Annotated in this window: 20 protein-coding genes and 1 tRNA gene; 6 read left to right on the top strand and 15 right to left on the bottom strand. The window is 66.6% G+C overall.

Features of this window, described 5'->3' with window-relative positions; translation table 11 throughout:
• Window positions 1-35: 35 nt before the first annotated feature.
• Window positions 36-111 (bottom strand) — tRNA-Lys (locus HEQ16_14775).
• A gap of 297 nt (window positions 112-408) precedes the next feature.
• Between HEQ16_14775 and HEQ16_14780 the strand changes: the two genes are divergently transcribed.
• Window positions 409-1,233: a DMT family transporter gene (locus tag HEQ16_14780; GenBank protein MCO4055282.1), complete on the top strand. Its 825-nt coding sequence runs from the start codon at window positions 409-411 to the stop codon at window positions 1,231-1,233.
• A 4-nt stretch (window positions 1,234-1,237) separates the two neighbouring features.
• Here HEQ16_14780 and HEQ16_14785 read toward each other — a convergent pair whose 3' ends face one another.
• Entirely contained in the window at window positions 1,238-1,702 is a 465-nt protein-coding gene (locus HEQ16_14785; protein ID MCO4055283.1) for a hypothetical protein, read from the bottom strand.
• On the opposite strand from HEQ16_14785, the gene HEQ16_14790 reads away from it, so the two are divergent.
• On the top strand, window positions 1,703-1,945 hold the full coding sequence (locus HEQ16_14790) for an Lrp/AsnC family transcriptional regulator (protein MCO4055284.1): 243 nt from the start codon (window positions 1,703-1,705) through the stop codon (window positions 1,943-1,945).
• Between the two features lie 12 nt (window positions 1,946-1,957).
• On the opposite strand, the gene HEQ16_14795 is transcribed toward HEQ16_14790, so the two are convergent.
• Both HEQ16_14795 and HEQ16_14800 read right to left on the bottom strand, forming a co-directional pair.
• Entirely contained in the window at window positions 1,958-2,863 is a 906-nt protein-coding gene (locus HEQ16_14795) for a DMT family transporter (protein MCO4055285.1), read from the bottom strand.
• Between the two features lie 149 nt (window positions 2,864-3,012).
• Window positions 3,013-4,551: a 2-isopropylmalate synthase gene (locus HEQ16_14800; protein ID MCO4055286.1), complete on the bottom strand. Its 1,539-nt coding sequence runs from the start codon at window positions 4,549-4,551 to the stop codon at window positions 3,013-3,015.
• A gap of 347 nt (window positions 4,552-4,898) precedes the next feature.
• Here HEQ16_14800 and HEQ16_14805 point away from each other — a divergent pair, with 347 nt between their 5' ends.
• The gene (locus HEQ16_14805; GenBank protein ID MCO4055287.1) at window positions 4,899-6,722 is read left to right on the top strand and encodes an ABC-F family ATP-binding cassette domain-containing protein; all 1,824 of its coding nucleotides are present in this window, start codon (window positions 4,899-4,901) and stop codon (window positions 6,720-6,722) included.
• A gap of 61 nt (window positions 6,723-6,783) precedes the next feature.
• Here HEQ16_14805 and ligA read toward each other — a convergent pair whose 3' ends face one another.
• From ligA to HEQ16_14845, 8 genes are all read right to left on the bottom strand, one after another.
• A complete protein-coding gene (gene ligA / locus HEQ16_14810) occupies window positions 6,784-8,967 on the bottom strand; it encodes an NAD-dependent DNA ligase LigA (GenBank protein MCO4055288.1) in 2,184 nt (727 codons plus the stop codon).
• A gap of 8 nt (window positions 8,968-8,975) precedes the next feature.
• On the bottom strand, window positions 8,976-10,652 hold the full coding sequence (gene recN / locus HEQ16_14815; GenBank protein MCO4055289.1) for a DNA repair protein RecN: 1,677 nt from the start codon (window positions 10,650-10,652) through the stop codon (window positions 8,976-8,978).
• A 7-nt stretch (window positions 10,653-10,659) separates the two neighbouring features.
• Window positions 10,660-11,529, bottom strand: a complete 870-nt coding sequence (locus HEQ16_14820) for an outer membrane protein assembly factor BamD (protein ID MCO4055290.1) — start codon at window positions 11,527-11,529, stop codon at window positions 10,660-10,662.
• 329 nt (window positions 11,530-11,858) lie between these two features.
• Entirely contained in the window at window positions 11,859-12,797 is a 939-nt protein-coding gene (locus HEQ16_14825) for a UDP-3-O-acyl-N-acetylglucosamine deacetylase (GenBank protein MCO4055291.1), read from the bottom strand.
• Between the two features lie 293 nt (window positions 12,798-13,090).
• Window positions 13,091-14,788, bottom strand: a complete 1,698-nt coding sequence (gene ftsZ, locus HEQ16_14830; protein ID MCO4055292.1) for a cell division protein FtsZ — start codon at window positions 14,786-14,788, stop codon at window positions 13,091-13,093.
• 127 nt (window positions 14,789-14,915) lie between these two features.
• Entirely contained in the window at window positions 14,916-16,244 is a 1,329-nt protein-coding gene (ftsA, locus tag HEQ16_14835) for a cell division protein FtsA (protein ID MCO4055293.1), read from the bottom strand.
• A complete protein-coding gene (locus tag HEQ16_14840) occupies window positions 16,241-17,227 on the bottom strand; it encodes an FtsQ-type POTRA domain-containing protein (GenBank protein ID MCO4055294.1) in 987 nt (328 codons plus the stop codon). Before HEQ16_14840 ends, ftsA begins: the two co-directional genes overlap by 4 nt.
• On the bottom strand, window positions 17,194-18,108 hold the full coding sequence (locus HEQ16_14845; GenBank protein ID MCO4055295.1) for a D-alanine--D-alanine ligase: 915 nt from the start codon (window positions 18,106-18,108) through the stop codon (window positions 17,194-17,196). Before HEQ16_14845 ends, HEQ16_14840 begins: the two co-directional genes overlap by 34 nt.
• A 282-nt stretch (window positions 18,109-18,390) precedes the next feature.
• Here HEQ16_14845 and HEQ16_14850 point away from each other — a divergent pair, with 282 nt between their 5' ends.
• Window positions 18,391-18,600, top strand: coding sequence for a DUF2892 domain-containing protein (locus HEQ16_14850; GenBank protein ID MCO4055296.1), 210 nt, complete (start codon window positions 18,391-18,393; stop codon window positions 18,598-18,600).
• A 10-nt stretch (window positions 18,601-18,610) separates the two neighbouring features.
• A complete protein-coding gene (locus tag HEQ16_14855) occupies window positions 18,611-18,958 on the top strand; it encodes a hypothetical protein (GenBank protein MCO4055297.1) in 348 nt (115 codons plus the stop codon).
• Window positions 18,959-19,036: 78 nt separating this feature from the next.
• Here HEQ16_14855 and murB read toward each other — a convergent pair whose 3' ends face one another.
• Both murB and HEQ16_14865 read right to left on the bottom strand, forming a co-directional pair.
• Entirely contained in the window at window positions 19,037-19,960 is a 924-nt protein-coding gene (gene murB / locus HEQ16_14860) for a UDP-N-acetylmuramate dehydrogenase (protein ID MCO4055298.1), read from the bottom strand.
• A gap of 48 nt (window positions 19,961-20,008) precedes the next feature.
• Window positions 20,009-20,767 (bottom strand): hypothetical protein, encoded by a 759-nt coding sequence (locus HEQ16_14865; GenBank protein ID MCO4055299.1) that lies wholly within the window; start codon window positions 20,765-20,767, stop codon window positions 20,009-20,011.
• Window positions 20,768-21,330: 563 nt separating this feature from the next.
• Here HEQ16_14865 and HEQ16_14870 point away from each other — a divergent pair.
• Window positions 21,331-22,128 carry a porin family protein gene (locus HEQ16_14870; GenBank protein MCO4055300.1) on the top strand — a complete coding sequence of 266 codons (798 nt, stop codon included), beginning with the start codon at window positions 21,331-21,333 and terminating at the stop codon, window positions 22,126-22,128.
• 65 nt (window positions 22,129-22,193) lie between these two features.
• Here HEQ16_14870 and HEQ16_14875 read toward each other — a convergent pair whose 3' ends face one another.
• The gene (locus tag HEQ16_14875; protein ID MCO4055301.1) at window positions 22,194-23,600 is read right to left on the bottom strand and encodes a UDP-N-acetylmuramate--L-alanine ligase; all 1,407 of its coding nucleotides are present in this window, start codon (window positions 23,598-23,600) and stop codon (window positions 22,194-22,196) included.
• Window positions 23,601-23,647: the final 47 nt, after the last annotated feature.

The following is a 23,647-nucleotide window of genomic DNA, read 5'->3' on the forward strand; positions in this document are numbered from 1 at the left end:
CTTATGAATAGGAGGGGTTAAGTCACTGAAATATTTGGTGGGTGATGTAGGGCTCGAACCTACGACCCGCTGATTAAGAGTCAGCTGCTCTACCAACTGAGCTAATCACCCGCCAGCGACGTGGTTGCGCTGCAACCCGCCGAAACAGTGACGCGGAGGTGACACCTCCGCGCGACGAGGTGGGCAGTAGCAAAGCCCCTGCGCCGTGTCCAGCGCTTTCGCAATGGGCAGCGCCGGGGGGATGGGGGCGATGGCGTCTCCGGCCTGGCACATGGCCGGCCTGGCAGTCAGCGCTGCCGAAGGGTGACAGCCACGAATCCCTTCGCTATCGGAACGGCATCGCTCACGCGTTGAGGCTCCATGCGCACCCTGATGACGTCGCGGCCGGTCCTGGCAGGCATCCTGTTCATGCTGTCGGGCATGTTCCTGTTCTCGGTCAACGATGCGATCGGCAAATGGCTGGTCGCCACCTATACGGTAGGCCAGCTGCTGTTGATCCGCTCGATCGCAGCCATGGCCGTGCTGGCTCCTGCCGTGGCGCGCGAGGGCTTGGGCACGGTGCTGAACCCGCCCCATCCTGCGCTCCAGGCGCTGCGCGTGGCGATGTCCACGCTCGAGATCGCCTTCTTCTACTGGGCACTGACCTATCTGCCGCTTGCCGAGACCGTGACCTTCTATCTCGCGGGCCCGATCTATGTGGCGCTGCTGGCCCGGCCCTTCCTGGGCGAGACGATCAGCCCCCGCCGCTGGATCGCCATCGCGATAGGCTTTCTCGGCGTGCTGATCGCGCTCAACCCCGGCGGCGCGGCCTTCGGCTGGCCTGCGTTGATCGCCATCGCCAGCTCGCTGGCCTTCGCCGGGATGATGATCATCACCCGCCAGCTCAAGGGCACGCCCGACACAACGCTGGTGTTCTGGCAAACGGGCGCCGCGCTCGCCCTGGGCGCGGTGCTGGCCCCCTTTGGCTGGGTGGAGCCCAGCCTGCGGGATTATGCGCTTCTCGGCATGCTGGGCGTGGTGGCGCTGTTCGCGCATATCTTCACCAACAAGTCGCTCAAGCTTGCCCCCGCCTCGACAGTGGTGCCCTATCAGTACACCCTGATCGTCTGGGCCGTGATCCTGGGCTATCTGGTCTTCGGTGACGTGCCACCCGCCTCCACCTTCATCGGCGCCGTCATCATCGTGGCTGCGGGCGTGTGGATCTTTTGGGACGAGCAGAAGAAGCCGGTCTGAGCCCTCACGCCGCCCGCTTCGCTCGGTGGTAGGCGCCGTCGCCGGTCGCGATCACGCGGTCACCCGGCTCCATCTCAGCCGGCGCCAGCATGCGCTGGCCGGCGATGGCCTTGCGCACGCGGCGGAGCGAGGCCCCGTCAAGCGGGGGCATCTTGTCGAACGCCTCAATGACGAAGTAGCTCTCCTGATAATCGTCAATGCGGTAATCGGTACGCATCACCCTGCCCTGGTCGAGAGCGATGCGGTGCGGCGAGGCGCTTTCCAGCGCAAAGAGCGTTTCTCCCGGCGATGAGGCGATCCCCGCCCCGAAGATCCGCATGCCGTCCCCTGTGGCGATGAGCCCGAACTCGACCGTGTACCAGTAAAGCTGCGCCAGTTGCTTGAGTTCGTCCGCGTCGCGCGCCTTGAGGCCTGCCTCGCCATAGGCCTGGATGAAATCGGCATAGGCTTGGTTGGTCAGCAGCGGCACATGCCCGAAGAAGGCTGGCGCACGAGGCTGGTCGAGCGGCTGAAGCTCTTCGACGAGGCGGTGGCATGCTGGGCGCTCTCGGGCGAGGTGGACCTGCTGCTGCGCTGCGTCGCGTCCGATCTCGATGCCTATGGCGAGTTTGCGATGAACCGGCTGCTGACGCTGCCGGGCGTGGCTGATGTGCGGTCGAGCTTTGTCATGGGCCTGGTCAAGCCCGATCGCGGCCTGCCCCTCCCGCCATGAGCGTAAGTCAGCCTAGGCGCCGCGATTGCGGGCCTTGTTGGCCCGCGCTTCGGCCAAGAGGTTCACGCAGACCCCGCCGATGACGACAGCGGCGCCCAGCAGCACGGGCAATTCCGGCGTCTCGGCATAGAACATCCAGCCGATCAGCGCGATCAGCGGCACGCGCAGGAAATCGATCGGGATGACCAATGTCGCGTCGCCATGGCGGAAGGCGTTGGTGAGGCAGTAATGCGCGAGAAAGCCCGTGACGGCGATGCCCAGCGCCGGCAGCCACAGCGCAGGATCAAGCTTGCCGACGATCAGCGGCGAGTGGCCCATAGCCATGTTCGCCACCATGTTCATCGGCAATTGCATCAGGTTCATCCAGAACATGATGGTCCATGTCGCGTTCGAGCCCGTGAGGAATTTCGTCGTGGTGATCTGGACGCCGAAGAACACAGCCGCCATCACCACAGCCAGCGCCTCGGGCCGGAAGCTCTCCATGCCGGGCCTGAGGATGATGAGCACGCCCGCGAAGCCCAGCGCGATGGCGATGGCGCGCGGTAGCGTCATGCGCTCCTTCAGGAAAAAGACAGCGAACAGCGCCACCCAGGCTGGCGTAGTGAACTCGATGGCGAACACCGTCGCCAGCGGCAGCACGGTCACGCCATAGACCCACAGCGCCTGGCCGATGAAATGGGCGACGTTGCGCAGTCCGTGGATGGCCGGGCGCGCCATGCGGACGGTCTGCTGGGGGTTTGGCGCCAGCAGCATCATGCCGGCGAGGATGACAAGGCCGCCTATGTTCCGGATCGCCAGCATCTCGAAAACGGTCATCGCGCCCTGAAGGCCCCGCACCGACAGCGCGACCCCCGCGAAGGAGACGAGCGAGCCGAGCATCCAGGCGAGGACGAGAAGGTGCTTGCGGGCGATGGGCATGTTGTCTTCTGTGAAATGCCCCGCCCCTGCCCGCCCCGCGAGGCGGAACGGGAAAGGGCTGGCTTTATGGCAGGATCAGAACGGACGACGCCATCGGCCGCACCGCATCCCGCCCCTGCGGGCCGGGGCGGGGCAGGTCCACGAAGCGCTTACTCCGCAGCTTGCGGATGCACCCGCGCCCCACGCGCCTCGAGCTTGTTGAGCGCCATCAGATAAGCCCGCGCCGATGACACAAGCGTGTCGGGGTCGGCACCGCGCCCGGTCACTGAGTTGCCGTCACGGCTGAGGCGCACGGAGACTTCCGCCTGCGCGTCCGTGCCCTCGGTGACGGCATGGACCTGGTATAGCTCCAGAGTGACCTCATGGGGCATGATCGCCTTGATGCAGTTGAAGGTGGCGTCCACCGGGCCATTGCCCTCCGCCTCCTCGGTCACGATGCGCCCGTCGATCTCGATCTTCATCGTGGCGCGTTGCGGTCCCCGCGTGCCGGCGATGACTGACAGCGAGACCAGCTTGGCTCGGTCATGCGCAGTGGCGATGTTGTCGTCCACCAGCGCCTCGATGTCCTCGTCATAGACATGCTTCTTGCGGTCCGCGAGCGCCTTGAAGCGCACAAAGGCATCCTCGACCTGATTGTCGCCGAGGTCGTAGCCAAGCGTCTTGAGCTTGTCCTTGAAGGCGGCGCGGCCCGAATGCTTGCCCATCACCAGCGAGGTTTTTTGCACGCCCACCGATTCCGGCGTCATGATCTCGTAGGTGGACTGGTTCTTCAGCATGCCGTCCTGATGGATGCCGCTCTCATGGGCGAAGGCGTTACGGCCCACGATCGCCTTGTTGTATTGCACGGGGAAGGAGGTCGCGGTGGAGACGGTCTTGGAGGCGCGCGTCAGCATGCGCGCGTCGATGCCCGTCTCGTAGGGCAGCACGTCGCCGCGCGTGCGGATCGCCATCACCACCTCTTCCAGCGCGGCATTGCCGGCCCGTTCGCCGATGCCGTTGATGGTGCATTCGATCTGGCGCGCGCCGCCGTCGAGCCCGGCCAGCGAGTTGGCCACCGCGACGCCCAGATCATTGTGGCAATGGACCGAGAACACCGCCTTGTCGGAGTTGGGCACGCGCTCGCGCACATCGGCGAACATGCGGCGATATTCGTCCGGCATGGCGTAACCGACCGTATCGGGCAGGTTGATGGTGGTGGCGCCGGCCTTGATCGCGGTGTCCACGCAGCGGCACAGATATTCGATCGGCGTGCGGGTTGCGTCCATCGCGGACCACTCCACATCCTCGACGAGGTTGCGCGCCCGCGCCACCGTCGCGGCGATGATGTCGAGCACTTCCGCTTCCGTCTTCTTCATCTGGTGCGCCAGATGGATCGGCGAGGTCGAGACGAAGGTGTGGATGCGCCCGCGCTGGGCGACCTTCACGGCCTCGCCGGCACGGTCGATGTCCGCGTTGATGGCGCGGGCCAGGCCCGCCACCGTGGCGCGCCTGAGGCGCCTGGCGATGGCGTTCACGGCCTCGAAATCACCGATCGAGGCGATGGGGAAGCCCGCCTCGACGATGTCGACGCCCATGGCGTCGAGCATGTCGGCGATCTCGAGCTTTTCCTCGAAGGTCATGGTGGCGCCGGGGCACTGTTCGCCGTCGCGCAAGGTGGTGTCGAAGATGACGACGCGGTCTTTGGCCATGGATCTGTCCTCAGGGCTTGCCGGCTGCTTCACGGAGCTGTGGTCTGGCGGCGCGCGGCGGATGGGTTCAGGGGGTCTCGTCGGAAAGCTGGTTGCGCTTCGTCCCCTGAGAGCCCAGGCATGCCCGGACGGCCCTCAGGGGCCGATAAGAAGCAGGCCGGAAAGAAGCGACGCAGGCGCAGCCAGACCTGCGAGGCGATCGCAGGCGGCAGGGCGCGGCAGGGCGTCATCAAACATCATGGCGCTGTGATACGTGGGCTTCGCAATTTAGGCAAGATGCCGGCCGGGCGCACGGCGCAGCAAAGCCGAACCTTGCAAAACGCAGCGCCCCGGTCCACTTGGGCGCGATGGCTGCACCCCCTCTCCTCACGCTCAAGGACGTCCGGCACGGCTTTGGCGGCTACCCCTGCCTCGACGGCGCGGAACTCTCCGTCGCCCCGCGCGACCGCATCTGCCTGATCGGGCGCAACGGTTCGGGCAAGTCAACGCTGCTCAGGATCGCGGCGGGGCTGATCGACCCGGAGCGCGGCCAGCGCTTCGTGCATCCGGGCGTCACCATGCGCTACCTGCCGCAGGAGCCCGATTTCGCGGGCTTCGCCACGACGCGCGCCTATGCCGAGGCCGGTCTTGCGCCAGGCGACGACGCCTACCGCGTGAGCTATCTTCTCGAACAGCTCGGCCTCACCGGCGATGAGAATCCCGCGCAGCTCTCCGGCGGGGAGGCGCGCCGCGCGGCGCTGGCTCGCACGCTCGCGCCAGAGCCCGACCTTCTGCTGCTCGACGAGCCGACCAACCATCTCGATCTGCCGGTGATCGCCTGGCTCGAGCAGGAGCTGGCGCAATCCAGAAGCGCTCTGGTGCTCATCAGCCACGACCGGCGCTTTCTGGAGAGCCTGTCGCGCGCCACCATCTGGCTCGATCGCGGCAAGGCGCGCCGGCTCGATCAGGGCTTCGCCTCCTTCGAGGCATGGCGCGACAAGGTGCTCGAAGAGGAAGAGGCCGAGCGGCACAAGCTCGACCGGAGAATCGCCAATGAGGAGCACTGGCTGCGCTATGGCGTGACGGCGCGGCGCAAGCGCAACGTCAGACGGCTGGGCAACCTGCACGCGCTGCGCGAGGAAGCCCGCACCTATCGCCGCGCCCAGGGCAATGTGACGCTGACCGTCACCGAGGCGGAGAGCGCCGGCAAGCTGATGATCGAGGCGAAGAACATCGCCAAGGCCTACGACGGCAGGCCCATCGTGGCCGACTTCTCGATCAGGATCGCACGGGGCGAGCGCGTGGGCGTCGTCGGGCCCAATGGCGCGGGCAAGACAACCCTCATCAACATGCTGACCGGCGGGCTGGAGCCCGATTCCGGCAGCATCATCCTCAGCCCGGCGACCGCTCTGGCCACGCTCGACCAGCGCCGCGACAGCCTGAAGGAGGAATGGACACTTGCCGAAGCCATGACGGACGGCCGCGGCGACTTCATCGACGTGGGCGGCGAGCGCAAGCACGTCATGGGCTACCTCAAGGACTTCCTGTTCACGCCCGAGCAGGCGCGCACGCCCATCCATGTGCTGTCAGGCGGCGAGCGCGGCCGGTTGATGCTGGCCAGGGCACTCGCCAGGCCCTCGAACCTTCTGGTGCTGGACGAGCCCACCAACGACCTTGACCTCGAGACGCTCGACCTCCTGCAGGAGATGATCGCGGACTATCAGGGCACCGTCATCCTGGTCAGCCATGACCGCGACTTTCTCGACCGCACGGTCAACGCCGTGATCATGGCCGAGGGCGATGGCCGCTTCACGACCTATGCGGGCGGCTACAGCGACATGGTCACCCAGCGCGGCGAAGGCGTGGCGGCGCGCAAGCCGCCTGCGCCGAAGCCGTCCACGACAGGCAAGGGCGCCTCTGCACAGGCCAGTGCGGCGGCGCCGCGCGAGGCGAAGGCGAAGCTCAGCTTCAAGGAACGCCATGCGCTCGATACCTTGCCGGCCACGATCGTCAAGCTTCATCACGACATCGACAAGCTCAACGCATTGCTGGCGGAGGAAGGGCTGTTCGAGCGCAATCCGGCCCGCTTCAACAAGGCCCTCGAAGCGCTCGTCCTGACGCAGGCCCGCCTGGCCGAGAGCGAGGATGAATGGCTTCGCCTCGAAATGCTCCGCGAGGAAGCGGAGGCGTAACGCAGCGCCGGCCGCGAGAGCGGTCGCACCTCCTCCCCCATGGGGCCGCGCCCAAAGGCCCCTATCCGCCCACCAGCGCCAGCCAGGCGTCCTCGTCGATCACCGCAACGCCAAGCTCGGCCGCCGCCTTCAGCTTCGAGCCCGCTCCCGGCCCGGCCACGACAAGGTCTGTCTTCCTGGAGACCGAGCCCGACACCTTGGCCCCCAGCCGCTCGGCCATCGCCTTGGCCTCGTCGCGCGTCATCTTTTCCAGCGATCCGGTGAACACCACAGTCTTGCCCGCAACCGGCGAATCCGATGCAGACCGCTCGGCATCGACAATGGTGAGCTGCGCCGCCAGCCGGTCCACGATGGCGCGATTATGGGCCTCGGCGAAGTAGCTGCGCACCGCCGCGATCACGCTCTCCCCGATCTGGTCGATCGCGTCCATCTCCGCCGCCGCCTCGGCATCGCCGACTGCGATACGCATGCACGCGGCGTCAAAGGCTGACCATGAGCCATAGGCGCGGGCCAGCATCTTGGCCGTCGTCTCGCCGACATGGCGGATGCCGAGCGCGAAGATGAGCCGCTCGAGCTGGATGGCCCGCCGCTCCCCGATCGCCGCGAAGAGCTTGCGCGTCGAAACCTCGCCGAAGCCCTCGAAGTTGCGGATACGCTGGAGATTGCCCTCGGCGCCATCGCGCGTCGCGAGGGTGAAGATGTCGGCAGGCTCGCGGATCAGCCCCTTCTCGAAGAAAAACTCGATCTGCTTGTCGCCCAGCCCCTCGATGTCGAAGGCGCGGCGGGAGGCGAAATGCTTGAGGTGCTCGATGCGCTGGTAAGGGCAGGCGAACTCGCCCGTGCAGCGGCGCACCACGCTCTCCAAGCCGGCCGCCGTCGTCTCCCGGACCACCTCCGTTTTCAGATCGCACGGGCAGACATGCGGGAAGACATAGGCCTCGGCGCTTGCCGGGCGCTGCTCCGCCACCACCTCGACAACCTGCGGGATCACGTCGCCCGCGCGCTGCACCACCACCATGTCACCGATGCGCACATCCAGCCGCGCGATCTCGTCGGCATTGTGCAAGGTCGCGTTCGAGACCACGACGCCGCCGACCGTCACCGGCTTCAGCTTGGCGACGGGCGTGAGCGCGCCGGTGCGGCCCACCTGGATGTCGATGCCCTCGACCAGGGTGCGCGCCTTCTCGGCCGGAAACTTGTGCGCCGTCGCCCATCGCGGCGCACGCCCCACAAAGCCGAGCCGGCGCTGAAGATCGATGCGGTCCACCTTGTAGACCACGCCGTCGATGTCATAGCCGAGCATGGCGCGCTGCGCCTCGATGGCGGCATAATGCGCCAGCAGCGCTTCCACCCCATCGCAGCGCAAGGTCAGCGGGTTGACCGGCAGCCCCCAGGATCGGAACGCTTCGACGACGCCGAACTGCGTTTCCGCCGGCAGCGCCTCATGCGCGCCCCAGGCATAGGCGAAGAAGCGCAGCGGCCGTGATGCCGTGATCCGCGCATCGAGCTGGCGCAGGCTGCCTGCCGCCGCATTGCGCGGGTTGGCGAACTCCCGCTCGCCCGCCTCGCGCTGGCGGGCATTGATCGCGGCGAAATCGGCATGGCCGAGATAGACCTCGCCGCGCACCTCGAAGACAGCCGGCACAGCGCCGGCAAGCTGGCGCGGGATCTCGCTTATCGTCCGGGCATTGGCCGTGACATCCTCGCCCTCTTCGCCGTCACCGCGCGTCGCGGCCTGCACGAGCTGGCCCTTCTCATAGCGCAGCGAGAGCGACAGCCCGTCGATCTTCGGCTCGGCGACGAAAGCCACAGGCTCCCCCGGCCCAAGCCCGAGGAAGGAGCGCACCCGGCCCACGAACTCCGCCACATCAGCTTGGCTGAAGCTGTTGGCGAGCGAGAGCATCGGCACACGATGGCGCACCTTGGGAAAGCGCTCCTGCGCCCTGGCGCCGACCTTGAGCGCCAGCCCCTTCGCCTTGAGCGCCGGAAACAGCGCCTCGATGGTTTCGGCGCGGCGGCGCAAGCCATCATAGGCCGCATCGCTCATCACCGGCGTGTCCTGCCCGTGATAGGCCTCGTCGGCCTCAGCGATCAGGCGCAACAGATCGCCATGCTCCGCCTCCGCCGCGACGGGATCGAGCGTATCGGGCGCGGCGGCGCGGCGCGCAGCCGCATCCTCCGAAGGTGCGGGTTCAGCAGGCGATGAGGCGGGCAGGTTGGGAGCGGGCAGGTTGGAGGCGGCCATGACGTGCCCTAGCGCCTGGCCAACGCGCTGTCGAGGAGCCGCCGGGCCGCAGCCCGCGCCTCGTCGGTGATGGTCGCGCCAGCGAGCATGCGGGCCAGCTCCTCGCTGCGTTCGGTCGGCGCCAGCGGCGAAACCCGCGTCGCCACGCGCTCGGGCGTCACCGCATGTTTGGAGATCAGGAAATGCTGCTGAGCCTTCGCCGCCACCTGCGGCGCATGCGTCACCGACACCACCTGGACCCGCGCGGCGAGACGGGCGAGCCTGTCCCCGATGGCGTCCGCGACCGCTCCGCCCACGCCTGTGTCGATCTCGTCGAAAATCAGCGTCGGCGCCGAGCCCTTGTCGGCCAGCACCACCTTCAGGGCCAGCATGAAGCGCGAAAGCTCGCCACCCGACGCCACCCTGAACATCGGACCGGCCCGCGTGCCCGGATTGGTCTGCACCCAGAACTCGACCTGATCGATGCCGCTGGCGCTCCAGCTCTCGGGGTCCGACGTGAGCTCGGTGATGAAGCGGGCGCGCTCAAGCTTGAGCGGCGGCAACTCGCGGTTCACGGCCTCGTCAAGCCTCAGCGCCGTGGCGCGGCGGGCAGCGCTCAGCGCCCCGGCATCTGCCTTGAACCGCGCGGCCCGCATCGCGAGCTCCGCCTCGAGCGTCTTGAGCTGCTCCTCCCCTGCATCGAGCGCGGCCAATTCGGCCACCTGCCGCGCCTGGAGGGCAGCCAGCTCATCGGCCGGCACATCATACTTTCGCGAGGCGGCCCTCAGCGCAAAGAGCCGCTCCTCGCAGGTTTCAAGCTCGCGCGGGTCGAACTCGGCGGCGCGCAAGGCCGCCTCGAGGGTCGACGAAGCCTCGTCCAACGCCACCAGCGCGGCCTCCAGCGCCTTGATCGGGGCCTCGACAAGCTGCGGCGCCTGCGCGGCGCGTCGCTCGAGCCGGCGCATGTGCGATGAAATCTCCGGAATGGGCGAACCCTGGCCGCTCAGGGCCTCGGCGGCCTCGGCGAGGTCGCGGGTCACCTTCTCGGCCTGCATCATAAGGGCGCGGCGCTCCGCAAGGCGCGCCTCCTCGCCCGCCTCGGGCGCCAGCGCCGCCAGCTCCTCGGCGGCATGGCGCAGGAAATCGGCCTCCTTGCGCGCTGCCTCCACCCTCGCCCGCGCCCGGTCCAGCGCGCCGCGCGTCTCGCGCCAGGCGCGCCAGCCTTCTGCCACGGCATGGGCCAGCGCGGCATGGTCACCGAACAGGTCAAGCATCGCCCGGTGGGTCTCGGGCTCGATCAGCGCCCGGTCATCATGCTGGCCGTGAATCTCGACAAGGCTTGCGCCGATGCCGCGCAGCGCCTGCACGGACACAGGCTGGTCGTTGATGAAGGCGCGGGTGCGCCCGTCAGCCACCTGCACGCGCCGCAGGATGAGATCGCCGTCGATGTCGATGTCATGGCCTGCGGCGAGCGCGCGGGCGGGATGATCAGGGGCAAGGTCGAAGACCGCCGTCACCTGGCCCTGCGCCTCGCCATGGCGCACCAGAGAGCCATCGCCGCGCCCGCCCAGCGCAAGCGCGAAGGCATCGAGCAGGATGGACTTGCCGGCGCCGGTTTCCCCCGTGAGCACGCTCAAGCCGCCAGAGAAGCTCAGCTCCAGACGATCGATGAGGACGATGTCGCGAATGAGAAGCCGGGCGAGCATGGCTCGCTCAGGGATTGAGCCCGACCGTGCGCGCCACGCCGCGGAATGCGCGGCTGATCCACGAGCTCTGCTGTTCGCGCGGCTCGAGCCCGCCCGACTGTAGCAGCGTATAGGCGTCGCGATACCAGGGGCTGTCCGGGAAGTTGTGGCCGAGCACGGCCGCAGCCGTCTGCGCCTCGTTTGTCACGCCGAGCGCGAGATAGGCCTCGGTGAGGCGCATCAACGCCTCCTCGACATGACGCGTGGTCTGATACTTCGACACGACATCGCGGAAGCGGTTGATCGCGGCAGGGAAATTCCGCTGCTTGAGATAGTAGCGGCCAACATTCATTTCCTTGCCCGCCAGCTGATCGCGCGCGAACAGGATCTTCTCGCGCGCGTCCACGACGTATTCGGAGCGCGGATAGCGGTCGATCAGCTCCTGCAGCGAGACCAGAGCGCGCTCGGTGCGCTCCTGGTCGCGGCCGACATCCGGGATCTGTTCGAAATTCGACATGGCCAGGATGTACTGCGCGTAGGCGGCATCCTTGTCGCTGGGATGCAGTTGCAGGAAGCGTCGCGAGGCATTGATGGCCTCGTCATAGCGCTTGCCCTCATAATGCGCATAGGCAGTCATCAGGAGCCCGCGACGCGCTTGCGGCGAGAAGGCCGCCTGACGGTCGATCGAGCTGAACACCTTGGCAGCGCCTTCCGAGTCGCCCGATTCCAGCCGGGCGAGGCCCTGATTGTAGAGCGTTTCGGGAGCGACATCGGGCAGCACTTCCTGCTTGTAGCGCGCCGTGCTGTCGAACGGATTGAGCGACGCCACCGTATCGCAGCCGCCCAGACCAAGCGCGACACCCAACACCAGCAGTTGCGCGATTCTCACGTGAGCCATTCCGGTTCGCCTCGATCGGCGGCACGCGCCGCCCCATCCATGATGCGCAGCATGTAACCCATGCAAGGCGCTTTAGCCAAGTCTCAATCCGAGTTCCAACCAGCGTCTCGATCCGGTGCGCCGCGGCGGCCGCCTCAGGCGAACGCGGCTGGACTGGCCGCCTGCCGCCCTCCGCGCACCCGCTTTGAGCCGCGCTGTGGCCAAATCATGACATCCGGCAGGCTCGTCGCCAGGGGCGTGCAGCCAGACAACAATGGAGATCACAGCGAATGCGAGGAACCCGCATAGCCCGTTTCTGGAAACAGCCGGAAAACGCGGTCCTTCCGGCCTCAGCTCAGGGACGGCGCGTAGGCCGCGGCCGCCATCTGCACGCGGCGCGAGGCGACATGATCCTTGCCCTCGACGATCGCGAAATTGGCCGGATCGGAGAACAGCTCGCGCAGCACCGCGATGTTCAGGCGATGGCCGCCGCAATGCGAGCGGAACAGGCCAATGATGGGCAGGCCGGCAAGCGCGATGTCGCCCACGGCATCGAGAAGCTTGTGACGCACGAATTCATCCTCGTAGCGCAGCCCTTCCGGGTTGATCACGGCCTCGTCGCCGATCGCCACGGTGTTCTCGAGAGAGGCGCCGAGGGCGAAGCCGTTCTTCCACAGCATCTCGACGTCACGCATGAAGCCGAAGGTGCGGGCGCGCGCCACTTCGTTGACGAAGCTTTCGGGGTTGAGGTCGAGCACACGGCGCTGCTGGCCGATGACGGGCGAGTCGAAATCGATGGTGACGTCGAAACGAAGTCCGTCCTCGTCATGCGGCAGCAATTCGCTCATGGACTGACCGCGAGAGGCCGACACCTTGCGCAGCACGCGCACATAACGACGCGCCGCACGCTGGTAAACCAGCCCGGTTTCGCGGATCGCCTCGACGAAAGCCTCGGCGCTGCCGTCCATGATCGGCACTTCGGGGCCATCGATCTCGACGAGCGCATTGTCCACACCAAGGCCATAAAGCGCGGCCATGATGTGCTCGACCGTGGACACGGCACCGTATCCGGGATCGCCCAGAACGGTGCAGAGTTCGGTCATGCTGACATTGCCGTAACGGGCCGGGATACGCCGCTCGATGCCGTCATCAAGGCCCTTGCGGAGGAAGACGATGCCGTGGTTCACGCCAGCGGGACGGATGACGAGCGTGGCCTGACCGGCTGTGTGGACACCATATCCGGCGAGCACGATCGCGTCCCGCACTGTTGCCTGGCGTCCAGATGTCATCGGTCAGTCCCTTCTGCTCCGGCCAGGCGCGGCTTGATGCCGCTTCTCGCGTCCGGATCATGTCCCGCTTCACCGCAACCGACTCGTTGCGCCTTCAGCCAGCACGACCAAACTAACCCCTCGCGAAGCATCGGCAAAATCACGGTTTTTATCGCTCTGTTACAATAGCAAACTTATTTTCTTCGCCAAATTTGATTACAATAATCAAGGGTTTGTTAAGATGCCTTCAACCACCTCGCTTGAGGTGGTTGAAGGTTAACCAATCGTCAATTCAGCCGTTTTCAGGCCATGTTTCAGTTGGCTTGCCGCCGCAGAAACGCCGGAATTTCCAGTTGGTCATCCTCGATCCCGCGCGGCGCCGAAGCGCGGCCTCGCGAGTCGAGCTGGCCTTCAGCCGTACGCGGAACGGCAGGTTGCTGGGGCCGGCGCATGTATTCGGCATGGGCCACGGAAGGCGCGGCCGCAGGAGCGGCGGCCGGCATGGCGGGGCGCGCCGGAGCCTGCGCTTCAGGTGCGGCCTCGTCCTTGCGGCCGAAGCCTACGGAAGCCAGGCGCTGCATCAGCGACATGCGCTTCTGGTCGGCGGACTGTCCGGCCTGCTGCGCGGGCGGAACGGCGCGCGCGGCGAGCTGGTTCTGCGCCGGGAGCGGCAGGTCCTCGACGCGCGGCAGGCGGGCGGGCTTGATGCGCTCGGCCTGCGGCGGGATGAAGGTTTCCTGCCGTGCAGCCAGCGATTCCTCGGGCTGCGGCGCCATGACGGTCAGTGCCGGCGGCTCGGCCGCGAGCACGACGCGCGGCTGCACAGGCTCGAGCCGAACGGTCTCGGCAATGATCGTGGCCTGCGGCTCGGGCTGGGGAGCCACAGCCTGCGGCGCGAACCGCGTGGTCACGATCGGGGATGCCGGACGGAACGGGGGCGCGGCGGCGCTGGACTGGGCGCGCAGCCTGGCTTCCGCCTTCAGCCGCTCGGCCACTTCGGCGATGCGCTTGTCGATGGCGGAGACTTCGGGCTGGATCTGGAAAGACGCCTGGTCGATGCCCGTGGCGACGACCGAGACGCGCATCACGCCTTCCATGCTTTCGTCGAAGGTGGCGCCGACGATGATGTTGGCCTCTTCGTCGACCTGCTCGCGGATGCGGGTGGCCGCTTCATCGACTTCGTAGAGCTTCATGTCGCGCCCGCCGGTGATCGAGATCAGCAGGCCCCGCGCGCCGCGCATCGACACTTCGTCGAGCAGCGGGTTGGAGATGGCGGCCTGCGCGGCCGTCTCGGCGCGCTTCTCGCCCGAGGCCTCGCCGGTGCCCATCATCGCCTTGCCCATGCTGCGCATCACGGCGCGGACGTCGGCGAAGTCGAGGTTGATGAGCCCGGGCTTGACCATCAGGTCGGTGATGCAGGCGACGCCGGAATAGAGCACCTGGTCGGCCATGCCGAAGGCGTCGGCAAAGCCGGTGTGCTCGTTGGCGATGCGGAACAGGTTCTGGTTGGGGATCACGATCAGCGTGTCGACCGAGGCCTGCAACTCGTTGATGCCCGCATCGGCCATGCGAAGCCGGCGCGTGCCCTCGAACTGGAAGGGCTTGGTCACCACGCCCACGGTCAGGATGCCCAGCTCGCGCGCGGCCCGGGCCACGACCGGGGCGGCGCCCGTGCCGGTGCCCCCGCCCATGCCCGCGGTGATGAAGACCATGTGCGCGCCGGCGAGGTGATCGCGGATCTCGTCGATCACTTCCTCGGCCGCCGCGCGGCCCACTTCCGGCTGCGAGCCGGCGCCGAGGCCTTCCGTGACCTGAAGGCCCATCTGGATGATTCGCTGGGAGGCGCTCATGGCCAGAGCCTGCGCGTCGGTGTTGGCCACGACGAAATCGACGCCCTGAAGGCCGGCGTTGATCATGTTGTTGACGGCGTTTCCGCCACCGCCGCCGACACCGAACACGGTGATCCGGGGCTTGAGTTCCCGGATGTCCGGGGCTTGCAGGTTCATCGCCATCGCTCTGGCCTCTCTCACATTGCGACGCCCGGCAAGCGCCTCTTCTTGTTGTCGTTCCGGGAGGATCGCCGCCACGATCCGCCGTACTGAGCCTGGTCCGCCGCCACGCGGGCCGGGCCTGCTTCGTTCAGAAGCTGTCCTTCAGCCATCGGCCGACACGGGTGAAGTAGCCTCCATCCGTACCGGTCGCGAGATGACCTCCCGAGGAGCGCGGCTCGAAATGCTCGATATGCGCCACTTGCGGATACACCAGAAGTCCGACCGCGCCGGTGAAGGGGGGGCCCTTCGCGGCCTCGGGCAGGCCCTTGATTCCGAGAGGCCGGCCGATGCGGACCGGCCCTCCGAGAACCGATCGCGCCAGTTCGGGCAGGCCCGTGAGCTGACAGGCTCCACCCGTGAGGACGACCCTGCGCCCAGCATCGCTGGAAACGCCGGCAGCCTTCAGGCGGTCCCGGACAAGCTCGAGAATTTCCTCCACGCGCGGCCGGATGATGCGGATAAGCTGCGACTTGGGCACGTGGTTCTGATGGTCGCGCTCATCCTCGTCCACGGCCGGGACGGTGATGATGTCGCGTTCGTCGGATGCGGCGGCGATCGTGCCGCCATAGAGCGTTTTGAGCCGTTCAGCCGCGGAGACCTTGGTCGAGAGCCCGCGCGCCAGATCCATGGTGATGTGTTGGCCGCCGACCGCGACGCCATCGACATGCATCAGGTGGCCCTGCGAGAAGACGCCGATCGAGGTCGTGCCGCCGCCCATGTCGACGAGCACCACGCCCATTTCGGCCTCGTCATCGACAAGGGCGGAGAGGCCGGACGCATAGGGCGTGGCGACGACCGCTTCAACGGAAAGATTGCAGCGTTCGACGGCAAGCATCAGGTTGCGCGCGGCCGAGCCCTCGCCCGTGACCACATGCATGTCGACGGCCAGCGAGCGGCCCATCAGCCCGCGCGGATCAGTCACGCCGGGCTGGCCGTCGAGCGCGAAGCCCGTCGGCAGCGCGTGCAGCACGGCGCGGCCCGGACGCACCGAATGCGAAGCGGCTGCGGCGAGCACGCGCCGCACGTCCTGATCAGCCACCGAGCCGGCGCGAAGATCGACGCTGGCTGCAAAGCTGTGGGAGCCGAGCCGGCCGCCGGTCTGGTTGACGATGACGGACTGGACCTCGACCTTCGCCATGCGTTCGGCTGCGTCAACGGCCTGCCGGATGGAGCGCTCGGCCGCTTCGAGATCGACCACCGCGCCGCCCTTGAGGCCAAGGGAGCGGGTGTGGCCAATGCCGATGACGCGGGCCAGATGCGTGCGTCCGCGCAGGCGGTCGCTGCTTTCGGTCGGCTGGAGTTCGGCGATCAGGCACACGACCTTGCTGGTGCCGACATCCAGCACCGACAAGGTTGCGCTTTTGCGCAAGGAGAGCGGGCGCAACCGCGGCGTCAGGCCCTGGGAGAACAGGCTCATGCCGCGCCTCCCTTCGGCTTGGGCCGGTTCTTCAGCATTTCGGAGCGGGCTGCCGCCGCTTCCTCGGTCAGGCGCACGGTGATGCGGTCAGGCTGCCGCAGGTCGATGGCGATCACGTCCTTGTCGAGCAGCTTCTGCTCTCTTGAAAGACGTTCGAGCCGGCGGAGCGCCGCCTCCGGGTCTTCTTCCGGCAGGCGCACGTCGAGTCCATTGGTGAGCTTCAGCGTCCAGCGCCTCTCGGACACCAGCGTCGCGCCGCGGATCTGACCGCGCAGCGATCCCGCTTCATTGAGCAGGGCGACATAGTCCCGCGCACGCTTGTTGGCGCCCGGACCCACCACGAGCGGCAGATGCGCGAAGCGGCCGTCGCGGAACTTGTCGATCACGGTGCCGTCGGAGGAGATGATCGAGATCTCGCCGTTGAGCTGCCAGAGCGCAAAGGCCTCGCGCTCCTTGATCTGGATGGTGAGTTCGCCCGGATAGAGCTTGCGAACAGTGGCCTCGCGCACCAGCGGCTGGGCCTCGAGGCGTGTCCGCGCCGCGTTGACGTCGAAGAAGGCGAGCGAGCCCCTGGGGCTGACGCCGGCGGCCTGCAGCACTTCGGTCGGCTCAAGTTCGACCACTCCGGAAATCGTGACCCGATCCATGCCGAGGCCGATCAGCCGCGCCGCCACATGGTGCGGTTCGCCGAAGCGCTCGCGGAAGGTATCGAGTTGCCCGCCGCGCGCCAGGCCGGACAAGACGATCACGCCGAGAGCGGCGAGCGCTGCCATGGGGAAGAGCTTGCCCGAGACGCGCTCGTGGAGCGGCAGCGTCACGGAAGCGCGCGAGCCGAATGGCCACAGGCCGAGCAGCAGGGCCCTGCGCCCCGAGCGCTCGCCGACAAGCAGCGGCACATCGATGTCTCCCGGGCGAACGCGCTGGGACCGCACTCCGAAGAGCGCCATCGTCAACGATCGCAGGAGGCGTCCTCCACCATCCATCGCACCAACTCGCCAAACTCAAGGCCCGCATGGGCCGCCAACTCGGGAACAAGACTCGTGGCCGTCATGCCGGGCTGTGTGTTGACCTCCAGCCAGACAAGGCGATCATTGTCCTCGTCATAACGGAAGTCCGAGCGGCTCACGCCGCGACAGCCGATTGCTTGATGCGCCGTTAACGCCCACTCTTGAACCTGTTGGTAAATTTTCGGTTTAAGAGGAGCCGGCAGGATGTGGATCGAGCCCCCCGGAGCGTACTTCGCATCGTAATCGTAGAAATCGCCGGTCGAGGTGGTGATCTCGATCACGTCGAGCGCCCTGTCGCCAAGGACGGCGCAGGTCAGCTCCCGGCCGGGGATGAATTCCTCCGCCAGCATCCAGTCGCCGCAGGGCCAATCCTCGCGCGCCAGTTCCTGCGGCGGATGGGAACGGTCCTTCTTGACGATGACGATGCCAATGGACGAGCCGTCATCCACCGGCTTGATCACATAGGGCGGCTGCCTGACATGGCGCCTGGCGGCCTCGAAGCGGCTGACCACCACGCCGGCGGCTACATCCACGCCAGCCGCGGCCACCACCGCCTTCGCCCGCGCCTTGTGCATGGCGAGAGCCGAAGCGAGCACGCCGGAATGGGTGTAGGGGATCGCCAGGACCTCCAGCACGCCCTGGATGCAGCCATCCTCGCCCCACGGCCCGTGCAGGCAGTTGACCACCACATCGGGCCTGAGCCGCGACAGCACCTCGGCCACGTCGCGCTGGGCGTCGATGCGCGTGACCTGATAGCCGATGCTTTCAGCCGCATCGGCTATCTGCCTGCCCGAGTTGAGCGAGACGGGTCGTTCTGCCGACCAGCCCCCCATCAATACAGCCACATGCTTCGCCATGAGGGTCAGCGCTCTCCATCACCCGAATCCCGAAGCGGGAATGTGCACCCGCAGACCTTAGGGAGTGGTTAACCATAAGAGCCCAGGCGCGCCGCGCAGCCGACCTCAAACCTGCCGGCACGCTTCGACGCCGGCGGCCATGTCGCGTTCACTGCGGACAGCAAGCTCATCAAGACTGCGCGGCAAGAGCCCGTGAGGTCGCCGCCCCTTGATCACGATCAAACACATTCATACATCAGAATGTATAAGTAAGATTGTATCGATCGGAACCGGAGCACCGCCATGACCACGAACATTGGAACCATCGACCGCATCCTTCGCATCGCAGCCGGCATTGCCTTGCTTGCTTTCGCCTTTCTGTCAGGCGGCGACTGGTGGTGGGCCGGCTTGATCGGCGTCGTGCCGCTCGCCACGGGCCTGCTGGGCTGGTGCCCCGCCTACACGCTCCTGGGGCTCAGCACTTGCCCCCTCAGCGGCGCGACGCCCCGCTGAGGAGGCCGTGATGAGCGCGATCAGCCTCGATCATCCGGTCGCGCTGCCGGCAAATGCCGGCTCGCGGCCCTATCTGGTCGGAGCCGGGATAGGCGTCCTGAGCATCGCCGTCTTCGTCCTGGTCAACAAGCTGATCGGCATCACGACCTCGCTGTCGCAGGTATCCGGCGGGGCCATCGGTGCCGGCAGCCTGCACGCCCTGGTCGGCGCTGTCGGCATGCTCGTCGGCGGCGTGCTTTACGGGCTCAGCTTCGGCTGGGTGCAGGCCAATGTCTTGAGCGTCTGGACGCTCGGGAAGGCGAGGCTCCCGTGGGCGTGCCGGACCATGTCTGGTTCATGGGCCTGGCGGCGATGCTGATCGTCATCGCCTTCACCACGCAGCGACGGCTGGCGCAGCGCTGACCTGACTTGCGCTGCACGGATCTGAAGGGGCGGCTCAGGCCGTCCCTATCCGCTTGATCTCCCATTGCAGCTCGATGCCGCTATGCGCCATGACGCGGGCGCGGACCTCCTCGCCCAGCGCCTCGATGTCGGCGGACGACGCATCGTCGGCGTTGATCAGGAAATTGCAGTGCATCTCGCTCACCTGTGCCCCGCCCTTGCGCAGGCCACGACATCCGGCCGCGTCGATCAGCTTCCAGGCAGATTGTCCGGGCGGGTTCTTGAAGGTCGAGCCGCCGGTCTTCTCGCGGATGGGCTGAGCAGTCTCGCGGTGATGCTGGACCGCAGCCATGCGTTCGCGAATCGTCTGTCCCGGCTCGTGTCGCCCCCTGAACAGCGCTTCGGTGAAGATCATCCCCGCCGGCGGGTTCGATCGGCGATAGGCGAAAGCCAGATCGGCATGGCTCAGGGTCACGATGCGCCCGTCGCGCAGCACGCCGCGGGCCTCGACCAGCACATCCTTGGTCTCGCCTTGGTTCGCGCCGGCATTCATGGTGACGGCGCCGCCGATCGTGCCGGGAATGCCATGGTAGAACTCGAGGCCGCCAAGCCCGGCCTCAGCCGCGACCTCCGCCACGCGCTTGTCCAGCGCGGCCGCACCGGCACGCACAAGTTCACCCTCGGTGGCCACCTGCCCGAAGCCGCGCGGCGACAACCGCACCACCACGCCCGGCACGCCGCCATCGCGCACGATCAGGTTCGAGCCCACGCCGATCACCTGCACGGGCAGCGACTGCGGGCAGGCAGCCAGGAAATAGGCGAGATCGGCTTCATCGGCCGGCGTGAACAGGATCTCCGCCGCCCCACCCACGCGGAACCAGGTGAGCGGCGCGAGAGGCTGGCCGGCCAGCAGACGACCCCGCAGTGCGGGCATCAGCGCGGCAAGGCTGGCAAGGCGGTCGGCGGCGGGATCGGACATGGGCACGGGCGATAGCCCGCCAGCACGCCGCGATCAACTGCCCAGGCTTCAGCGCTCGGGAAGCCGCGCCTGCGGAAAGCGCTGCAGCAGCGCAGCCGTGTCGAGGTGAGGCGCCAGCAATTGCCCCACGGCGAAGCTGATCTGCTTGAACTCGTCCTCGCAGCCGCTGGCCCGCCAATGCGGCAGTCCGCTACGCTCCACAAGGTCCTGATAGGCAGACGGGTCGAAGCCAGCGGCATGGCACACCACGCTGAACAGGCGCTGCAGCGGCGTGGAGTGTGCCCCGCCATAGGCCCGGCTGGGCAACACACGGTTTTCGAGCGTCGGAAGATCGGTGAAGTTCCGGGCCTTGGCGTCAACCAGATAGGAATAGGCCACGCCGCGCACGAGATCGCCCGCCTCCGCTCCGAAGAAGGCGAGGATCGCATAGGTCGACACCATGTCGGCAGCGTCCTCCTCGCGCCCCAGCAGCGGGGTGCGGAAGAATTCGAAAAGCGCATGGGCACCCTCATGCAGCACCACATCGGCGATGGGTCCGGCAATGGCCGCCTCCTGGCTCACCCAGTCGGGCCGGCTGGGATCGGCCGCATTGTCGATGATGTCCTGCAGATACTCGTAGCAGATCGTCACGGCCCCTTCGTAATACCAGGCCCCGCGACGCCCGCCGCAGCTCCGTGTCCGGAACGAGAGTTCGCGCGGCAGGCGAAAGGCCGCGAAAGCCTGGCTCGCACGCGCAAAGGTCGCGTCGCCGCGAATGCGCTCATGGGCCGCCTGATGCGCAGGATTGGTCGGTGCGTCATGTTGCACACGGACGACGCCGAGCGGCGAGGTAACGCTGTTCGCAGCGAAAACCGGATGTGCCGCAGGCAGCGCACAGCACGTGGTCGCCAGAATCAGAGCCACCCCCAACCGCTTGATCCACAAACTCACCGGAGTGGGGTCCTTCGTGCTCGCGAGATGATCAGGCGTTGGTGCGGTTGTTGGCCGCGACATTGTGGCGCTCCTCAAGGGCGATCCTGCGACTATTCCGCCGGGTTCACCCTGCGGCAAACAGGCGCACAGGACGGGACTGGTCCTGCGCTTGCGCTTCGCTCAGCAACCCTATCTCGCCAGTTTGTCGGAAAACCTTGTCGGCGTTTCCACGCCGACGAATCACCAAACACAATCAGTGCACCTGACTTGCTATCCTGATCGCATCGTTTCGCACAAAATCGACTATTGGCGCATGGAAAGGCAGCAAATCTCATCAACATTGCTTGAAATGACCCATAATCAGTCATAATCTCTCTTGAAATTCAAATGTTAACAGTTTATTAACCATAAGCGTCAAGTATGATCGGGTCGCAACGACGATGAAAAGGGAGCTATTGATGCGTTTTCTCGTGACAGTGTTCGGGGTGCTTGCTGTCTCAAGCGCAGCTCACTCCGCTGACCTGCGTGACCGGAGTGGCGGCGCGCCGCCACCGCCTCCGCTCAGTGCTCCGGTCTTCAACTGGAGCGGGTTTCACATCGGCGCGAACGCAGGCTATGCCTTCGGCGATCGTCGCAGCACGACGATCGGAACTCCGGCCTTCCAGACGCTCATCGCTCCTGGTTTCGTTCCCGCCGTCCTCTCATCGGGCGCTGAGGGCTTCATTGGTGGTGGACAAATCGGCGCAAGCGCTCAGTTGGGTTCGATTGTCGTAGGCGTTGAGGCCGACATTCAGGGTGGCCAGTCCACGCAGAGCGCCTCCTTCACTGGTTTGGCTGTCCTCGGCACCCGCTTGCGCACGGGAACCGAGAGCAAGCTTGACTACCTCGGCACAGTGCGCGGTCGACTGGGCGTGGCTTTCGATCGTTTCCACGTCTACGGCACCGCCGGGCTTGCCTATGGCAAAAGCACGGTCAGCGCGTCAGTTAATGGTGTCGACGCTCCAGCTCTGGTCTGGCAGGGGACTACATCCAGCCTACGCACGGGATATGTCCTCGGCGCCGGAGCAGAGTACGCATTCACGAGCAACCTTATCGGGCGTTTCGAGTATCTTTTCTACGACCTTGGCAAGCAGGGTGCGAGCGCCGGCGGCAACGCCGCCGTGCGCGCCGTTGGCGCGCTGAACGGCATCGACTATGCCAGCAGCACCGGCATCCGGGGCTCGGTCATTCGTGGTGCAGTGAGCTATAAATTCTGATCGTCACCGGCTGCGTGCCGAGCGGCAGCTTGAGAGGGTCGGCCTGAGGGTCGGCCCTTCTCATTTCAGCTTTTCAACGCTTCAAGTTCTTTCGGCAGGGCATAAGCCCATTGGGTGATGTCGCCGGCGCCAAGACACACGATGTAGTCGCCTGGCCTCGCAAGGCCCGCCACCAGCCCGGCGAGCGCATGACGCCCATCGAGCGCCTGCACGTTGCGGTGACCGGCGGCCTTGATGCCGGCCACGAGGTCATCGCGCGAGGCGCCCGCAATGGGTTGCTCGCCGGCAGCGTAGATGGGGGCCACAAGAACCGCGTCGGCATCGTTGAAGCAGGTGCAGAAATCCGGAAACAGCGAGTGCAGCCGCGTGTAGCGATGCGGCTGGACGATGGCGATCACCTGCTCGGTCGTGGAAGCGCGCGCCGCCTTCAGAACGGCGGCGATCTCCACCGGATGGTGGCCGTAATCATCGAAGATCTGCGCGCCGTTCCACTCGCCCGTGCGTGTGAACCGCCGCTTCACGCCGCCGAAGCCTGCGATCGCGGCTCGGATCATCGCGGGGCTCACGCCCAGCTCATAGGCCACCGCGATCGCGGCGGTTGCGTTGAGCGCGTTGTGGTGGCCCGGCATCGGCAGCACGAGATCGGCGATCTCGACCTCCGAGCCGCGCTTCCTGTCGCGGATCAGCACCGAGAACCGGCACTTGCCCCCGGACAGATCGACATTGACGAGCCGGACATCGGCCTGCGGGTTCTCGCCATAGGTGATGACGCGCCGGTCCTCGATCTGGCCCACCATCGTCTGCACGGTAGGATGATCGATGCACATCACGGCGAAGCCATAGAACGGCAGGTTCTCCACGAAGGAGCGGAACGCGGCCTTGATCGCGTCGAAGCTCTTGAAATGGTCGAGATGTTCAGGATCGATGTTGGTGACGATCGCCACGTCGGCCGGCAGGCGCAGGAAGGTGCCGTCGCTTTCGTCGGCCTCGACGACCATCCAGGCCCCGTCGCCCATGCGGGCATTGGTGCCATAGGCGTTGATGATCCCGCCATTGATCACCGTCGGGTCGAGCCCGCCCTTCTCGAGCAGCGTCGCCACCAGGGATGTGGTGGTGGTCTTGCCATGGGTCCCGGCCACCGCCACGCAGGATTTCAGCCGCATGAGTTCGGCCAGCATCTGGGCGCGGTGCACCACGGGCAGCCGCCTTTCGCGCGCCATGGCCAGTTCGGGGTTGTCGCGCTTGATGGCGGTGGAGACGACCACGACCTCGGCCCCGGCGATATTCTCGGCCGAATGGCCGATGAAGGTGCGGATGCCTTTGTCCGCCAGCCGCTTGACGTTGTAATTGTCGGCGGCGTCAGAGCCCTGCACCGTGTAGCCCAGATTGTGCAGCACCTCCGCGATGCCGGACATGCCGATGCCGCCGATGCCAATGAAGTGGATGGGGCCGGTCTGGACGGGCAGTTTCATGGCTGCGGCTTTCTGCGGACGGTCAGGCTGGAGGACAAAACAGGCAA

Source organism: Bosea sp. (in: a-proteobacteria), assembly GCA_023910605.1.
Lineage (GTDB): Bacteria > Pseudomonadota > Alphaproteobacteria > Rhizobiales > Beijerinckiaceae > Allobosea.

Bases quoted from the DNA above. Each gene is read 5' to 3' on its own strand.
- murB (MCO4055298.1), bottom strand. From the start codon at position 19,960: ATGTCCGATCCCGCCGCCGACCGCCTTGCCAGCCTTGCCGCGCTGATG.
- HEQ16_14875 (MCO4055301.1), bottom strand. From the start codon at position 23,600: ATGAAACTGCCCGTCCAGACCGGCCCCATCCACTTCATTGGCATCGGC.
- ftsZ (MCO4055292.1), bottom strand. From the start codon at position 14,788: ATGGCGATGAACCTGCAAGCCCCGGACATCCGGGAACTCAAGCCCCGG.
- HEQ16_14840 (MCO4055294.1), bottom strand. From the start codon at position 17,227: ATGGATGGTGGAGGACGCCTCCTGCGATCGTTGACGATGGCGCTCTTC.
- HEQ16_14845 (MCO4055295.1), bottom strand. From the start codon at position 18,108: ATGGCGAAGCATGTGGCTGTATTGATGGGGGGCTGGTCGGCAGAACGA.
- HEQ16_14805 (MCO4055287.1), top strand. From the start codon at position 4,899: ATGGCTGCACCCCCTCTCCTCACGCTCAAGGACGTCCGGCACGGCTTT.
- HEQ16_14850 (MCO4055296.1), top strand. From the start codon at position 18,391: ATGACCACGAACATTGGAACCATCGACCGCATCCTTCGCATCGCAGCC.
- HEQ16_14800 (MCO4055286.1), bottom strand. From the start codon at position 4,551: ATGGCCAAAGACCGCGTCGTCATCTTCGACACCACCTTGCGCGACGGC.
- HEQ16_14825 (MCO4055291.1), bottom strand. From the start codon at position 12,797: ATGACATCTGGACGCCAGGCAACAGTGCGGGACGCGATCGTGCTCGCC.
- HEQ16_14855 (MCO4055297.1), top strand. From the start codon at position 18,611: ATGAGCGCGATCAGCCTCGATCATCCGGTCGCGCTGCCGGCAAATGCC.
- ligA (MCO4055288.1), bottom strand. From the start codon at position 8,967: ATGGCCGCCTCCAACCTGCCCGCTCCCAACCTGCCCGCCTCATCGCCT.
- recN (MCO4055289.1), bottom strand. From the start codon at position 10,652: ATGCTCGCCCGGCTTCTCATTCGCGACATCGTCCTCATCGATCGTCTG.
- HEQ16_14820 (MCO4055290.1), bottom strand. From the start codon at position 11,529: ATGGCTCACGTGAGAATCGCGCAACTGCTGGTGTTGGGTGTCGCGCTT.
- HEQ16_14795 (MCO4055285.1), bottom strand. From the start codon at position 2,863: ATGCCCATCGCCCGCAAGCACCTTCTCGTCCTCGCCTGGATGCTCGGC.
- ftsA (MCO4055293.1), bottom strand. From the start codon at position 16,244: ATGAGCCTGTTCTCCCAGGGCCTGACGCCGCGGTTGCGCCCGCTCTCC.
- HEQ16_14780 (MCO4055282.1), top strand. From the start codon at position 409: ATGCTGTCGGGCATGTTCCTGTTCTCGGTCAACGATGCGATCGGCAAA.
- HEQ16_14870 (MCO4055300.1), top strand. From the start codon at position 21,331: ATGCGTTTTCTCGTGACAGTGTTCGGGGTGCTTGCTGTCTCAAGCGCA.
- HEQ16_14790 (MCO4055284.1), top strand. From the start codon at position 1,703: ATGCCCGAAGAAGGCTGGCGCACGAGGCTGGTCGAGCGGCTGAAGCTC.